This window comes from Cohnella cellulosilytica, assembly GCF_042431195.1.
Lineage (GTDB): Bacteria > Bacillota > Bacilli > Paenibacillales > Paenibacillaceae > Cohnella > Cohnella cellulosilytica.
The window spans coordinates 132,180-146,364 of the sequence record NZ_JBHMDN010000015.1 but is presented as its reverse complement, the minus strand read 5'-3'; the positions used below and the strand labels follow the sequence as shown (position 1 = coordinate 146,364).

At 59.4% G+C, this 14,185-nt stretch carries 18 protein-coding genes; 6 read left to right on the top strand and 12 right to left on the bottom strand.

All coding sequences use genetic code 11. The features are described from left to right. Window positions 1-89 precede the first annotated feature (89 nt). The 4 genes from ACFFT4_RS11825 (at window position 90) to ACFFT4_RS11810 (ending at window position 3,469) form a co-directional block, all read left to right on the top strand. The gene (locus tag ACFFT4_RS11825) at window positions 90-1,097 is read left to right on the top strand and encodes a sigma-70 family RNA polymerase sigma factor (RefSeq protein ID WP_378047835.1); all 1,008 of its coding nucleotides are present in this window, start codon (window positions 90-92) and stop codon (window positions 1,095-1,097) included. A 72-nt stretch (window positions 1,098-1,169) separates the two neighbouring features. After that, window positions 1,170-1,715 (top strand): adenylyl-sulfate kinase, encoded by a 546-nt coding sequence (gene cysC, locus ACFFT4_RS11820; protein ID WP_378047833.1) that lies wholly within the window; start codon window positions 1,170-1,172, stop codon window positions 1,713-1,715. After that, entirely contained in the window at window positions 1,712-2,464 is a 753-nt protein-coding gene (locus ACFFT4_RS11815; protein ID WP_378047831.1) for a sulfotransferase family protein, read from the top strand. The genes cysC and ACFFT4_RS11815 overlap by 4 nt, the downstream gene beginning before the upstream one ends. Window positions 2,465-2,596: 132 nt before the next feature. After that, on the top strand, window positions 2,597-3,469 hold the full coding sequence (locus ACFFT4_RS11810) for an AraC family transcriptional regulator (RefSeq protein WP_378047829.1): 873 nt from the start codon (window positions 2,597-2,599) through the stop codon (window positions 3,467-3,469). Window positions 3,470-3,606: 137 nt separating this feature from the next. Here ACFFT4_RS11810 and ACFFT4_RS11805 read toward each other — a convergent pair whose 3' ends face one another. The 4 genes from ACFFT4_RS11805 to ACFFT4_RS11790 all read right to left on the bottom strand — a co-directional run bounded on the left by ACFFT4_RS11805 (window position 3,607) and on the right by ACFFT4_RS11790 (window position 7,458). Further along, complete coding sequence (locus ACFFT4_RS11805; RefSeq protein ID WP_378047827.1) at window positions 3,607-4,599, bottom strand: phytanoyl-CoA dioxygenase family protein; 993 nt, start codon at window positions 4,597-4,599, stop codon at window positions 3,607-3,609. 86 nt (window positions 4,600-4,685) lie between these two features. Further along, entirely contained in the window at window positions 4,686-5,606 is a 921-nt protein-coding gene (locus tag ACFFT4_RS11800) for an AraC family transcriptional regulator (RefSeq protein WP_378047825.1), read from the bottom strand. A gap of 109 nt (window positions 5,607-5,715) precedes the next feature. Beyond that, the gene (locus ACFFT4_RS11795) at window positions 5,716-6,558 is read right to left on the bottom strand and encodes a phytanoyl-CoA dioxygenase family protein (RefSeq protein ID WP_378047823.1); all 843 of its coding nucleotides are present in this window, start codon (window positions 6,556-6,558) and stop codon (window positions 5,716-5,718) included. Between the two features lie 123 nt (window positions 6,559-6,681). Beyond that, window positions 6,682-7,458: a phytanoyl-CoA dioxygenase family protein gene (locus ACFFT4_RS11790; protein ID WP_378047822.1), complete on the bottom strand. Its 777-nt coding sequence runs from the start codon at window positions 7,456-7,458 to the stop codon at window positions 6,682-6,684. Between the two features lie 142 nt (window positions 7,459-7,600). Here ACFFT4_RS11790 and ACFFT4_RS11785 point away from each other — a divergent pair, with 142 nt between their 5' ends. Then, on the top strand, window positions 7,601-8,488 hold the full coding sequence (locus tag ACFFT4_RS11785; RefSeq protein WP_378047821.1) for a helix-turn-helix domain-containing protein: 888 nt from the start codon (window positions 7,601-7,603) through the stop codon (window positions 8,486-8,488). Between the two features lie 186 nt (window positions 8,489-8,674). Here ACFFT4_RS11785 and rnz read toward each other — a convergent pair whose 3' ends face one another. From rnz to ACFFT4_RS11750, 7 genes are all read right to left on the bottom strand, one after another. Further along, a complete protein-coding gene (gene rnz, locus ACFFT4_RS11780; protein WP_378047819.1) occupies window positions 8,675-9,616 on the bottom strand; it encodes a ribonuclease Z in 942 nt (313 codons plus the stop codon). 83 nt (window positions 9,617-9,699) lie between these two features. Then, complete coding sequence (locus ACFFT4_RS11775; protein ID WP_378047818.1) at window positions 9,700-10,014, bottom strand: DMT family transporter; 315 nt, start codon at window positions 10,012-10,014, stop codon at window positions 9,700-9,702. Beyond that, on the bottom strand, window positions 10,014-10,382 hold the full coding sequence (locus ACFFT4_RS11770) for a DMT family transporter (RefSeq protein ID WP_378047817.1): 369 nt from the start codon (window positions 10,380-10,382) through the stop codon (window positions 10,014-10,016). The genes ACFFT4_RS11775 and ACFFT4_RS11770 overlap by 1 nt, the downstream gene beginning before the upstream one ends. A gap of 182 nt (window positions 10,383-10,564) precedes the next feature. Then, window positions 10,565-11,128, bottom strand: a complete 564-nt coding sequence (locus tag ACFFT4_RS11765; RefSeq protein WP_378047815.1) for a DoxX family membrane protein — start codon at window positions 11,126-11,128, stop codon at window positions 10,565-10,567. A gap of 162 nt (window positions 11,129-11,290) precedes the next feature. After that, window positions 11,291-11,929, bottom strand: coding sequence for a ThuA domain-containing protein (locus ACFFT4_RS11760; protein ID WP_378047813.1), 639 nt, complete (start codon window positions 11,927-11,929; stop codon window positions 11,291-11,293). Between the two features lie 38 nt (window positions 11,930-11,967). Continuing rightward, a complete protein-coding gene (locus ACFFT4_RS11755) occupies window positions 11,968-12,591 on the bottom strand; it encodes a hypothetical protein (RefSeq protein WP_378047812.1) in 624 nt (207 codons plus the stop codon). Then, complete coding sequence (locus tag ACFFT4_RS11750; protein WP_378047810.1) at window positions 12,588-13,445, bottom strand: hypothetical protein; 858 nt, start codon at window positions 13,443-13,445, stop codon at window positions 12,588-12,590. The genes ACFFT4_RS11755 and ACFFT4_RS11750 overlap by 4 nt, the downstream gene beginning before the upstream one ends. A 249-nt stretch (window positions 13,446-13,694) precedes the next feature. Between ACFFT4_RS11750 and ACFFT4_RS35425 the strand changes: the two genes are divergently transcribed. Further along, window positions 13,695-14,000 (top strand): YnaG family membrane protein, encoded by a 306-nt coding sequence (locus ACFFT4_RS35425; protein ID WP_512699938.1) that lies wholly within the window; start codon window positions 13,695-13,697, stop codon window positions 13,998-14,000. On the opposite strand, the gene ACFFT4_RS11745 is transcribed toward ACFFT4_RS35425, so the two are convergent. Continuing rightward, on the bottom strand, window positions 13,939-14,133 hold the full coding sequence (locus ACFFT4_RS11745; protein WP_378047809.1) for a hypothetical protein: 195 nt from the start codon (window positions 14,131-14,133) through the stop codon (window positions 13,939-13,941). The genes ACFFT4_RS35425 and ACFFT4_RS11745 overlap by 62 nt on opposite strands. Window positions 14,134-14,185 lie beyond the last annotated feature (52 nt).

Below are 14,185 nucleotides of genomic sequence, written 5' to 3'. Positions count from 1 at the left end.
ATTTTTTTGCGATGGCGCGTATCCTTTCGCGCACTTCGTTCGTTTACGATAGCAAGACGAATTCCGCCCTATTCCAAGGAGGGACCGACATGAACGCGAATCCATCCGCAAGCGCGCGCGACTCCGAAGCGCCGGAGGCGACAAGAGACATTGCCGAGCTTCACGCCGCGCTGCGAAAATATTGCCTGTCCCTGGCCGAGTCCGCATGGGAAGCGGAGGACCTGGCCCAAGACGCCTGGCTCAAGGCGCTCGACGGCCCCCGCTTCGACGCGCATCCGAACCCGGAGGCGTACTTGCTGCGGATTGCGAAGAACGCGTGGATTGATCGCGCCCGCCGCAGCGCCAAGCTGGCGCGCATCCTGAGAGCCGAGCGCCCGCCGGAAGCGGAGGCGGCCGAGGGAGGCACGCTGGAGATCGAAGCCGCTTTCCGCGCGCTGGCCGAGCATCTGCCGCCTCTGCAGAGAGCGGCGTTCCTGCTGCGGGACGTGCTCGGTTATTCGAGCGCAGAGACGGCCGCGCTGCTCCGCGTAACGGAAGGCGCGGCCAAAGCCGCCCTGCATCGGGCCAGAAGGAACCTGCCGCGCGTCCGCGAGGAGCTGGAGACCGCGCCGGACAACGTTCAGCCCGGCTTGGCCGCCTGCCTGCGGGCGATTGCCGCCGCCTACGAGTCCGGCGACGCGGAAGCGATGCTGGCCCTGTTCCGGGTGATCGACTCCGAGCCGGCCGCGGCGATCGGGATGCTGCATTCGAGGCGGCTTCGGGCATACGGCTCGCGGCGGACGGAAGCTCCGCAAGCGACCCTTCGGGCATATGGCGCGCGATGGACGGAGGCTCCGCAAGCGACCCTTCGGGCATACGGCTCGCGACGGACGGAGGCTCCGCAGGCGATCCTTCGGGCATACGGCACGCGATGGACGGACGCTCCGCAGGCGATCCTTCGGGCATACGGCTCGCGATGGGCGGAGGCTCCGCAAGCGACCCTTCGGGTATATGACGCGCGATGGACGGAAGCTCCGCAGGCGGCTCCTCGGATTCCCGGATCGAGATGGGCGGACTCACCGCAGGCAGCCTTGGCCATGGGGCTGCTCGCCGCCTAATCCTTGCCGGCTTGCAAGCAATCGCATATTTGTCCAAACGCTCCGACGCTTATCCGCATAGTCTACAGCGAGGTGAGCGCCATGCCGTTAAACAACGGAACGGTCGTCTGGTTCGTCGGGCTGTCCGGCTCGGGAAAATCGACGATCGGCAAAATCGTGGAGCGGCATCTGCGGCAGCACGACATCCCGCACGCCCTGCTGGACGGAGACGAGCTGCGCCGGGTTCTGAGCCCGGACCTGGGCTTTTCTTACGAGGACAGAATGCGGCATATCCGGCGCACGCTGCTCGTCGCCAAGCTGCTGTCCGGCAACGGAATCGTCGTCCTGGCGTCGCTCATTACGCCCTACAGGGAAATGCGCGAGGAATGCCGCAGAGAGCTGCCCGCTTATGAAGAGGTCTACGTCAAATGCCCGCTCGAGCGCTGCGTCGAGAGAGACGTAAAGGGGCTGTACCGCCGGGCCATCGCCGGACAAATCCCCCGGTTTACGGGCATTACCGACAGGTTCGACGAGCCCGACAATCCTTCCCTGATCATTGAGACGGACAAGGAGTCGCCCGAATCGAGCGCAGATCGGGTCATTCGGCTGCTCCGGAAACGCGGGGTGCGGCTAACATGAAGAACGTACTCCCGGGCCGCCCCCCGCTGCTCTTCTTTATCCACATTCCGAAAACCGCCGGCTCGAGCATCCACCAGATTCTGCATCGGGCGTACGGCGCACGGCTCGGCATTTACTACGATCGGTCCCCGGCGGAATGGGAAATGACGCTGGCGCGCCCCGATCACGGACTGGACTGCGTGTTCGGCCATTATTGGTTCGGGCTTCATGCCCATTCCGCCCGCCCCTACGAATATGCGACCATGATGCGGCACCCCGTTGAAGCGATTCTATCCTATTACTTTTACATCGCCCGTCAGCCCTCCCACTGGCTCCATCCTTATGCGCTGCAGCTGTCGATGAAGGATTTTTTCCAGCTTCCGGGCGGCATTCTGGATCCTTTTTTCCGCAATTATCAATCGGTCTACCTGCTCGGCCGGGCCCCCGCCTCATGGGAGGCGACGCTGCGAATCATAAACGGGCATTATCCGATCATCGGGGTATCCGAGCTGTATCACGAATCGGTTTATTTGTTGAAAGACAGATACGGCTGGGCCTCTGCGGAAGTATTCCGGGTCAATGCGACGCCGAACCGTCCAACCCTCGACCAGATCGATCCCGAGGTTATTCGCCTGATCACGGGCTTGGTCGGGCATGATCTGCAGCTGTACAGGTTTATCCGCAAGCGTCTGGAAAAAACGATCGAACGCTTGCCCCGCTGGAAAATGAAGCAGCTCGAGCGCTTCAAGAAGGAAGATCGTCTGGATTAAGTCCAATTCCCTCAAGCTACTGCAGGATCTTGACCGCTACCGTCGCCCTCCGGAATCGCAAGGACTTGCCGAGAGCGGTCCGTCTCTTTATGATGAGGGGAAAGACAACGAACGAACGAAAGAGGCGGAGACATGACGATCCGGTCGCTTGACGAGCTTATGCCTACGGTTAATTTCGCCGGCAGGGCGACGACGTCCGCAGATTCGACGTGGGGGCGGCGCGTCATTCCCGACAGCCAGCTTTTCTACGTCGTGTCCGGCTCTGCGGAGCTGATCATCGGAGAAAAAACGTACGGAATTCGCAGCGGAGAGTGCGTGCACTACGGACCGGAATGTCCGCACGAGCTGTTTGCGGCTAGAGGGACGGACTATTACAGCATTCATTTCCATTGGCGGCACGAATCGACGGCTCCGGTCCATCCGGGACTGTCGATTCGCGCCGCCGACCGGGAGGAGTCCGCCGGACGGCCGCTTCGTCCGGCCCCGGACATTCCGCCTTACGGACCGACGGCGCTGCCTACCCATTTTACCGTGTCGGGGCTGGAGCCGGTTCTGACGAAGATCGTTAAGGAATACGAGCTGGAGCAGCCGGGATACGGAGCCGCGCTGAGAGGGCTCATGACCCAGACCGTGACGGACATCTTCAGGCAGCTGCTGAACGTGCGGGCGGCGTCTTCCGTCTCCGGCGGCAAGATCGAGCCCGCCATCGCGGCGATGCGGGAGGAGCCCGGTCGAAATTGGACGGTAACCGAGCTGGCGGCGATGTGCGGCTACCATCCGATTCATTTCTCCAAGCTGTTCAAGGAGGAGATCGGTCTTCTTCCGAAGCAGTACGTCATCGGGGAACGAATCAAGCAGGCCAAGCGGGCGCTGCTTCAAGGGGAGAAAATCGAGGCGCTGGCCGAACGGCTGGGGTTTACGAGCATTCACTATTTCAGCCATCGGTTCAAGAAGCTGACCGGGCTGACTCCGACCGAATTCCGGATGCAGGGCAAGGACGCTTAGCGGCCGGCCGCGAGCCTGAGCCCCTCTTCCCGGCGATCCGGCGCTTCGATCGGTCGATGCGAGCCTTGCGGGACATGGATCTCCTCTCACTGTTCTCCGGGAGATCCGTGTCCCTCTTTTCCAATCGATAGGTCTTCCTATTCCTTCTTCTGCACGACCGGCATCATCATGCCGTCCTCCATGCCCATCATGCGGACGCTGTCGCCATCCTCGCTGGCTTCGGACAGGAACACCTCCGTGCCGAATACAGGCTCCGCGTAGGGCAGATGGGTGCGGCCGCGCGCCAGAATCTGCCTGTAGTTGCCCGATTCGCCTTCGTAGCCGTCATGATCCCAGGGCACCCAGGAACGGGCGTTGCAATAGTGGCATACATAGGAACGGCGGAACCGGTCCGCCGTCCGGTTCGGATACGACCGATGCAGCAGATGCGAATGAAAAAACAGCACGTCGCCGGGCCGCAGCGGAACCGAAATCGGCGGCGGATACTTCGCCACCACCCGCGACAGCGTGTTCGCTTCGTCGTCGAGATGGCTGACGTTCTCCACGCCGTGCAGATCCTTAAACGCGTCGACGGCGTGAACGCTGCCTGAATACTGCCCCTCCGGGGGATAGATCGGCTCGTGATTCGAGCCGGGAACGACCCACAGGCAGCCGTTCTCCTCGTCGGCGTCCTCCAGGGCGATCCATGCGCCCAGCATCGTGTCCGGGTGCGTCTTGATGTAGTACGAATCCTGATGCCAGCCCTGCCCGCCTCGTCCGGGAGGATTCAGGAACATCATCGATTGCAGCGCATAGACGTCCGGCCCGATCAACGCTTCGGTCACGTCGAGGATGCGCGGGTGCAGCATGCCTCGCTCGGCGGCGGCGTCCCGTCTCGAAACCATATGAACCCGGGTCTGCTCGGCGAACTCCCGCTTGAGCGGATCGTCGTCCCGCGCGGCCGCTCCGTCCGTCTTCGCCGGACCGAGCCGCGTGCGCTCCGCCAAATCGTACAGCTCCGCGATATCTTCTTTGGACAGCAAACCCCTTACGATCAAATAGCCGTTGCGCTGATAGTGGACGTAATCGTCCACGCTGACCAAATACCGGTTATCGTGCTCGCGCGATTTCGGCGTATAAGGAATTCCCATTTGCTCAACCTCCATGATCGACGTTGCCTTTATTGTGCAATAAGGCGAGTGGCCCCTCAATGGACGGAACCTCGATTACGGGGTGTTTATTTGATCTGTTCGTTCACGAGCACATATCGGTTGGCGGATACGGAAGCTACCGTGTCGGGAGCCGGCAGCGCATGCCTGGCCAGAGAGCTCTCGCAGCGCTCGATATAAGCGGAAGCTGTCATTCCCCGCAGACGCTTGTACATTTTGGAGAAATGATGCTCGTCCCGGAAGCCGACCCGATACGCGATCTGCTTGACGTTCCACCGCCCGCTCTGCATCAGCAGCTCCGCCCGCCGCAATCTTCGCTCGAGCAAAGCCCGCTTCGGGGACATGCCGACGGAAGCGACGAACACGCGGGTGAAATGCTCGTGGGACCACCCCGACTGGCGGGCGATCGCTTCGATCGTAATCGGCTCTTCGAGATGGTCCTCCATATACGCCAACGCCTGCGAAATCGGCAGCGGAAGCGGCCGGGCCAGCTCCTCCAGCGCGTTGTCGGCGGAAGCGCACAGCTCCTCCAACGCCGTCGACAGCAGCGCGGACAGCCTACGCCTCCAATAGGCGAGCTGGAAGTCGGCGATTCTGACCATCTGGCCGAGCAGCGCGGGCAGCAGGCTGTTGCCGCTGACCGGAAGATAAGACGAGCCAGCGAGCAGCGAATCGAAGCGCGCGTCGCCCCGCCGAAGCTCCTCGTAATCGAAGTGAACGAACAGATGCCGGACGTTCCGGTCCGGATCGAAGCGGTAGCAATGCCGCTCGCCCGGCCGGCTAAAAATAAAGCACGGCTTGTCCAGCTTGCAGGTCTCGCCGTCCGTGTCGTAGACCGTCGACGATCCCTCCGGAAAGTAGACGAGCTCGTAGTCGGTCAGCGTTCTTTCTCCGAGAGTCGAGCCCGCCGCGGCCCATACGTCCCCGACGCTGTGAACGAACGGCCAAGCGCGCGGCATGCCCTCTCCGTCTCCGTTTCTTCCCGTCATCCCGTTCGCTCCCTTTTCTCTCTATTTTCTCTATCGTAAGGAATAAAATCCGTTCCCGCAAATGGCAAAAGCCCTCCGTCCCGAGCGGGAGGAGGGCTCCGGTCCGCGGTCAGTCCGCGCCGACGGACGAATAGACGACCGGGAAGTGCTGCCCTTGCAAAATATCGCCCTCGTTCACGCCGACGTAGGACAGCATGACATGGCCGCTGGACGGCACGTACCGCGTATGGCCCGGCATGTAGTGAACGGCGATCGCCCGGCGCTTCCTGTCCGAGCGGTTGTTCGGGCTGCCGTGCCAGGTCAGGCTGTGATGGTAGCCGACCTGGCCTTTCTTGATCTCGAACGGCACGGCTTTGACCTCCGCGCCTTCCGGCAGCAGCTCCGGGCGGCGGTGATAGGGCATGAACTCCTTGTCGCTCGCCAAATATTTCTGCTGATCGCCCCACTTGTGGCTGCCCGGCACCATCCACATGCAGCCGTTCTCGATGACCGCGTCGTCGAGGGCGACCCAGGCGCTGACGAGATCGGCCGGCTGGATGATCGGCCACAGCGGGTGATCCTGATGCCAGGCGGTCGGCCCGCCCGTCACCGGCGGCTTGTACTGGATCTGGTCGTGCCAGATGCGCACCGTATCGGTGTTGCACAGTTGGGCGATCTCCTCGACGATCGTCTTGTTCGCGGCATGCTGGAAGAACGCGTCGCTGGCCATCCAGATGTTGACGATCTGAATGACTTTCTCGTTCACGATCATTTTCATTCCGTCGTAGGGGGTTGCTCCCTCATCTCCGGCGCCCAGCATGTTGTGGGCCAGCACGGGCTTTTTCACCGATTGCCCGGCCATGACCAGCTCCAGCTCTTCGCGCAGCGTCTCTACCTCGTCGTCGCTTAGCACGACCCCGCCTTTCAGAAAACCGTCGCGCTCGAATTCGGCCAATTGGCTATCGTTCAACATCGGACTTCACTCCTCAGCTCTATTCGGATGCTTAGATCCATGGCTTTATCATAAGAGCTTTGCGAGCCGGTGTATTTCCGATAAACCAAGTTTCGTTTGCGTTTTTCTTGTCTCTTGGGATATTCAGCCGACAATCCGGTAATCGGGCTTGACCTTGTCGAAGTTGGGATTTTCGCCGCTGATCATCAGCCCCATGCCCCAATCGAAGTGCACGTTCTCTGTCGGAAAATCGGCCGGGTCGCGGTATTGGAACAGCACGTTCCGCCGCGTCCGCTCGCTGCGGTTGGCCGACGAGCCGTGAATCGTCAAATAGTTGAAGAACAGCACGTCCCCGGCTTCCGCCTCGCACAGCGTGCCGTCCGAAAGCGGATACGCCTTGTGATCGAGATAATATTTGCCGACGTGCGGAAGCGGTCCTTGCTTGTGCGAGCCCGGCACGACTCTCAGACAGCCGTTCTCCTCGTCCGCGTCGTCCAGATGAATGCTGGCCGCCAGCATCGTATGCTTCTCGTGCGGGAAATACGGCTGATCCTGGTGCATCGGGAAGGCCGCGCCGTTCTCCGGCGGCTTCACGAGCATTTTGGAGTGGTGGAGCTGCACGTTCGGACCGATCAGCTTCGACAGGGTCGCGGCCATGTTCGGATGGATCGCCGCGCGCATGAACGCCGCGTCGTGGTAATGAACGTCGTGAAATCCTTTCAGCACGAGCTTCTTCAACTGCTCCGGAGGCAGATAATCGCCCTGCCAAGCCGCGTTCTCGTCCCGGTTCGCCGAGGCCGCCCTCCGAATAATGCCGTCCACCGCCTTGCGCATCTGCGCGACCTCTTCCGCGTTAAAGACGCCTTTGACCAGCAAATACCCGTTTTCTTTGTAAAATTCCGCATCCTCCGTACGAATCATGCCGATTCCTCCCTGGATCAAGATGAGCTTGATTGGTTTCGTATTCGGCTTTATTGTATAGCTATCGGATGGGATCGGTCTTTGACCGCAGACGACCGGTTTTTGCACAATGAGGCCATAAGATTTGAGCGGAGGCGTGAAAATGGAGCCGGGAAACGAAACGCCCGCGCTGCTGAACGAACTGGCGGCGAAGGTGACGACGGGGAACGGGGCGGAATTCAAAATTCATTACTGGGACGTCAATCCCCGGCATTTCAGCAATTCGGTGCATAGGCATTCCTTCTTCGAGATCTGCTACGTTATGGAGGGGGAAGGAGAGTATTCGGAGAGGGGCAACGATTATTCTCTGCGGCCGGGAACCCACTTCTGCTCCAGACCCGGCATCGATCACCAGATCCGCTCGCGCGACGGAATGTACTTGCTGTACGTCGCCTTCGAGCCGGATGAACGCGGCTCGCGGGATGAAGCGGTCGAAGCGTTCCAAGCCCTTGCCGGACACGGCGAAACGTGCGTATACGACGACGGCGGGGTCATGCCCGCCTCGCTGTTATGGAAGAGCCTGCTGCTGCGCGAGGACGGCCGGGGCCGCTTGTCTCCGGACGCCCTGAGGGCGGTGGCGGGGGCGTTGCTGCTGAGCTTTCCCGGCCTCTTCGGCAGCGAAGCCCCCGCGCCGGCCCGGGCCGCCGGGAGCGCGGACGTTCTGCTTCGCCAGGCCAAGCTGTATATCCGGGACAACTTGGCCCGCGATCTGAGCCTGCGGGAAATCGCCGTTAACCTGAACGTCTCCGAACGCCATCTCTCCCGCCTGTTCTCCGGCGGCATTGGGGAGAATTTCACCCATTACGTACGGAGCGAGCGCGTTCGAAAGGCGGCGGAGCTGCTGGCCGCAAGCGATCTCCCGATCAAGGAAATCGCCGAACGGACGGGCTTCTCGTCGGTCCACTATTTCTCGCGCGTCTTCCTGCGGGAGAAGAGGCTTCCTCCCGCGCAATTCCGGCGCAAGCATGGCGGTTCTCCCTCGGCGTTCTAGGGCGTGTATGCAAACCCGCTCAGAGGCATCTATCACCGCCTTTTCGCCCCCTGCTTCGACCCTTTGACGTACCCCCGGTACGCCTTCTCAAAAGTTCCTTGCATGAAACGAAAATTCGGCAATATCTGCTATCCTCGGAGTAGGCATACACGCCCTATCGGCGACTGGAGACCCGACCGGGAAAGTTCAACGGCCTCTTCTTGGCGGCGTGGGAACCGCGTACGGCTCCAGCTCGAGCGCCGCGTCCGAACGAGGAAAGACGCTGCGGGCCTGCTCCTCCAGCAGGGCGAGATCCTCCCGTCCGTACCGCGAGCTGAAATGGGTCATCAGCAGCCGGGAGGCGCCTGCGGCCCGGGCGATTTCGGCGGCCTGCACGGACGTGGAGTGGCCGTACAGCTCGGCCTTCTCCGCCAGATCGGCGCCGAACGTCGCCTCGTACACGAGCGCGTCGGCCCCTCTGGCCAGACGGACCGCGCCTTCGCACGGCCGGGTATCGCCCATCACGGCGACGACGCGCCCCGGAATCGGGTCGCACAACACGTCGGCGGCGCGAACGATCCTCCCGTCCTCCAGCACGAGGTCTTCCCCCGCCTTCAGCCTGCCGTACGCCGGGCCGGGCGGAACTCCCGCGGCCGCGAGGACGTCGACGCAGAGGGCGCCGGCGCGCGGCTTCTCCGCGACCCGATAACCGAGGCAGAAAATCCGGTGATCCAGCGGAGCGCATTCGACGGTATACCCTTCGCCGTCCAAAACCAGGCCCTCCTCCTCGATCTCGCGAACGTTAAGCGGATAGTCGAGATGGGTGCCGGACAGCCTCAGCGCGGTATCGATAAATTCGCGCAAGCCCGGAGGCCCGTACACGTCGAGCGGCTCGACGCCGCCGAGCGAGGATCTGCTGCTCAGCAGGCCGGGCACTCCGAACAGGTGATCGCCGTGCAGATGCGTTATAAACAGCTTTGTCAACCGGCTGAGCTTGAGCGGAGATTGGAGCAACCGATGCTGCGTTCCTTCCCCGCAGTCGAACAGCCAGAACGTCCCTTTGGGCCGGGTCAGATTCAGCGCGACGGACGTGACGTTCCGCTCCGCGATCGGCATTCCTGCGCTCGTTCCCATAAACCACAGCTCCATATGTACCGCCTCCTTTCTTAGATCAGCATTGACGAACGATTTCCGCTTTAACCCGCGCGGCCGCCCGCCTTGAAGCAGGCGGTTCAGCCTGCCAGCTTTAATCCGACGACAGAGAAAATAATGCCGAGAATGCAGCCGATCCGCAGCCAGCTTTTCGATTCCTTGAAGAAAAGCATCCCGACGATAGCCGCGCCGACCGTTCCGATCCCGGTCCATACCGCATAGGCCGTCGCCAGCGGGATCGTCTCCATGGCTTGCAGAAGCAGCTGAAAGCTGATCACGAATCCGCCTATAAGAATGAGATTATTCGTCCAATTGTTATTTTTCGCCACGCGTTTGATTCCGATCACCCCGACGACCTCCAACAGCCCCGCCGCAACGAGCCAGATCCAATCCATTACCCTTCACTGCCTTTACCCGATAATTTCAAGCCGATGATGCACGCCAGCAGCGTTGCGATAAACACAATCCGCAGCGCGCTGACGTCGCCTCCGGACATAACGATCTCCACAATCGTAGTACCCAAAGTTCCCATCCCCGCAAACACGGCGTATACCGTACCTACCGGCAGCGTCTTGGTCGCCCGGATAATCAGATCGAAGCTGACAAGCAGAGAGGCAAGAACGACAATGCCCGGAATTGCCTCGTATTTGAATCCGCTGGCCCATACAATCTCCAATAATCCGCCCAGCACGACATAAGTCCACGCTCTCTTCTCGCTGATTGGCTTAGCCGTTTTTTCCGCCTTTTCCACCTTGTCCGTCATCCTCGTTATCCCCCTCGACCATTCGATCGACGTAATCCTTTCGAAAACCAGTATACATTCTCCAGTATACGTGAGAGTCGAGCTTTTCACTATGGCGCGAAAACAACGCAAAAACCCCGGTCATCCACATGACCGAGGTTCTTAATTACGCCACGCAATTTCGGCAGGTTCGTCAGGCTTGATCAGCTCGACGTCTTCTTGCGTCCCCAAGGCGTGCCAAGGAGCGGCAGCGCCCATCTGTCCAGCCCGTACCAGCCCGCTACTTTCCAGCCAAGCACGATCCACGTCGCCAGAATGAACAGCAGCGGATTGGAGCTCAGCGTTCCCGCGAACAGGAAGCTCGCGTTCATGAAAGCTCCGAAGAACGCCGCCACTCCCGTAAGCAGACCGAGGATCAGGCCGAGGCCGACCAGCAATTCTCCGAACGCGACCATGTAAGAAAATACTTTGGCGTTGGGCAGCACGGCATTTTCCAGGAACGAGGCGTACCATCCGGTTACGTCCTTGCCATCCGCGGCTTTGCCGAGCGCGCCGTTAATGAATCCGGTCAGTCCCGCTCCGGCATTGCTTCCGACCCAGGCGTCGCTCGTCACCTTGTGCCAACCGGCGTCCACCCAGGCATAGCCCAAGTACAGGCGCACGATCAGCCACAGCAGGCCCGATCTCGTGTTGTTGAATAGAAAGTTCGATACCGGGTTATCGGGGATGATGATGTTTTTACCCTTCAATTCCTCTTTAATCGTCACAGTCTTCATCTCCTCATAGGCTTATATACCCTTACGTTAGCATAGAAAAATCGCGCAAACTGTAAACAACTTCTCATTTGGGCGATTACCCAAATTATACACAACCGTCCGGGAATAATCGACTGAAATCGTATTCAAGGCCATTCCGCTTTATCCCGGCGGCTAGATCGCTTGCGCGGCCCACAGCCCGGCGTTCAAAATCAGCCGGCGGTAATCCTCCGACTCGAACGCGGACCGTCTATGCCCCGGCATGAGATAGACGACTCTCCCGAGCCCGAAATCGTGAGTCCAGGCCGCAGGCCAATACGCTCCGTCATGCTCGTATTCGGCGAAAATCGTCGTGCGAATATGCGGGTTGAACTCGAAGCGATAGGGCTCGTCCTCCACCGTAAACGGCTTGACGCGGTCCGTGATCCGATGGTTCGGCTCGCGAATGCGGATCGGGAGAGCCGTATATTCGGGATGGCTCATGAATTTGCCGCCGAGCAGCGCCGCAAGCTCCTGATTCCTCTGCAAGGAAATGCCGTTATGAATGGCCAGCAGGCCTCCCCCTTTGGCCACGAACGACAGCAAAGCCCCGGTGCGCCCGGCCGACAGCTTCTCCTCCAGAAATTCCGTATACGAAATAAATAGCCGGTAAGGGGCCAAATACTCCTCCTTCAGCATCCCGTAATCTCCCGTGCATCTGACGTCGATTCGCTCCCGGAAAATTTGCCGCAGCTCCTCGTCCACGCCCGCGAACGGATGATAGATCGCATCCGAGTAGTTGCCCAGCGCCAAAGCCTGTATTTCGTTTCCCATGAATCCAGCTCCTCTCGCATTCAAGCCTGTCTATTCACTTATACCCGCATATCGATTGCGGAACCTGCGTCTTCGTCCGTACCTCCGCCCCCGCCTCCCGGATTGCCGGCGATCTCCCGGCCGGCCTGCCGAGCCAGCCCCAGAACGAGCAGCTCGGAGACGATCGTGCATACGGCCAGCGCAAGCGCGATCGGCAGCATCTCCCGCAAGGACCGATTCATCTGAAAAGGAAGCAGGAACAGCATCGCGGCGCCGGCCGCGAAGGCGAAATGCCAGCGAAGCCTCGCGAGTCGAGCCAGCCGGTTCCTGCCCCGCTTCAAGGCGTCCAAACGAATGCCTTCGCACAAGCCGTAGAGCATTGTCAATTCGACGACAAGCGTCGCCGCGCTCAGTCCGAGCATGTTAACGGAAGGCGTGCCGCCGCCCGTTAACGAGAAGCCCGGCTGCGTCCATCCCAGCAGCGCCAGAACGGACAAGACAAGCTGAACGACCGCCGCGTTCCGGGCGAGCCGATAGCGGCCGTTCCTCGGGCCAAGCTTCGATAGCCCCGCCGCCAGCAAACCGTAGCCGATGACATCGGGGAACAGATCGAACGAGTTGATCGTAAAGTCGATCAGCGCGAATCCCAGCCCCCAAGCGATCCGGGCATAAGCTCTCCTCAATCCTTCCTCCCCCTTATCTCCCGGACGTAAGCGCGCATCTGGGCATCGGTCGGATACGGCGTGTAGTTGGCGAAGACGGTATAGATGTAGGAATCTCCCCCGGGCTCCTCGTATCTCTCTCTAAGCTGCACGTTGTAGACGGACAGAGCGTCGCTTGTCCCCTGCATGCGGAACCGATAGTCCAGCGTCACCGCCTGGCCCTCGCTCAGCTCCAGCGGGGGAGAAGCGTCGCTTGTTTGGGGCGTTTCGCTCGCTGCGGTCTTAAGCTCGTATCGGAACGAATCGCCCAGCTTCTCCAGCCACGCGGAAGTCAGCCCGGTCAACGTTACCTGCCGGTTTACCGATACGACGGCGCGGCCTCCGTGATCGCTTGAGCTTCCCGCCATGCTCATCCGGACCGGAGGCTCCTTCGACGTCTCCGGAGGCCAGACTGGACGATAGACGATAATCTCGCCCACGTTTTCCTCGCTCATGGTGCCGTCGCTATAATAAACGGTTACCGAGTTCAGCCTGAGCGGCTCCTCCGCCTCCTCAGACCTCTCGCTCATCCGGTTCACGTCGAAATACCCGCGCAAAATGTAGATCGTGTGGCTGCTCAGCTCCTGATGAACCTGTACGGGGTAAAACAGCAGCGCCTCCAGCCCTTTCGCAGTCACCGACGTCGGCTTGCGCAGATCGTCCTTGTTGGCGACGTACAGCAGATCGAAGGCAACCGAAGGCGTATACGTCGTCTCGATGTAATGGCGGAGAAATCCCGGCTCCGGCAGCCGGTAATACCGATAATAACCGTAATTGGCCAACCAACTGCCCGCAATCAGCATAACGACGATCAGATAAACGGCTTTGGCTCTCATCGGCTTCTCCTTTCCGGATAATTCCTCTTCTGTATCAACTATACACGATAACGCGATGTCGAAGGGGAGTTTATCTGGAAATTTGATTCCTCACCTTACCCTCTCAAAGCCTCGCATTGCGAAAACGATAGGGGCCAATTGCCGTTCCGAGTCGAACGTTTCCGTTATTCCCCAACATTATGAGTTCATGCATGCCAATCGGAATTTGGTTTGTTTGACATAACAAAAAAATTTGAGATATTGGAGATAATGAAAAAAGGGGATGGTGTTATAGTGTCAAATCCAATAAACCTTCGCGTAATAGCTATGATTACATTCTTATTAGCTATTATATTATTCCTATTGGACGGGTTTTATTTTGATCATAGTCAATGGTTTGATGGAATAGGATTAATCTCTACTTTTATATTGCCGCCTGTCGGTATTATAGTATCGTATATACAATTAAGAAAATCGAATTCCAAATATGACCTCATACTCATTATCTTAAATGTCATAGCCCTTTTAACGTTTTTTCTATACATGTTTTTTGGAACATTATTTTTAGGTCCGTGAAACCGATAAAAATGGCCCAGTCAACGCCAATGACTAGGCCATTTTTAATATCAATCGACTTAAAGCATCCTTTATCAGTCGCAAACACCAACAACTTGAGCTTCAATGAAATGCTCTTACCATAAGCATCCATGGTCTATCTCCGCGAACGGGCTGTTCGCTCCGCGTTGTTTTGTTACAATAAA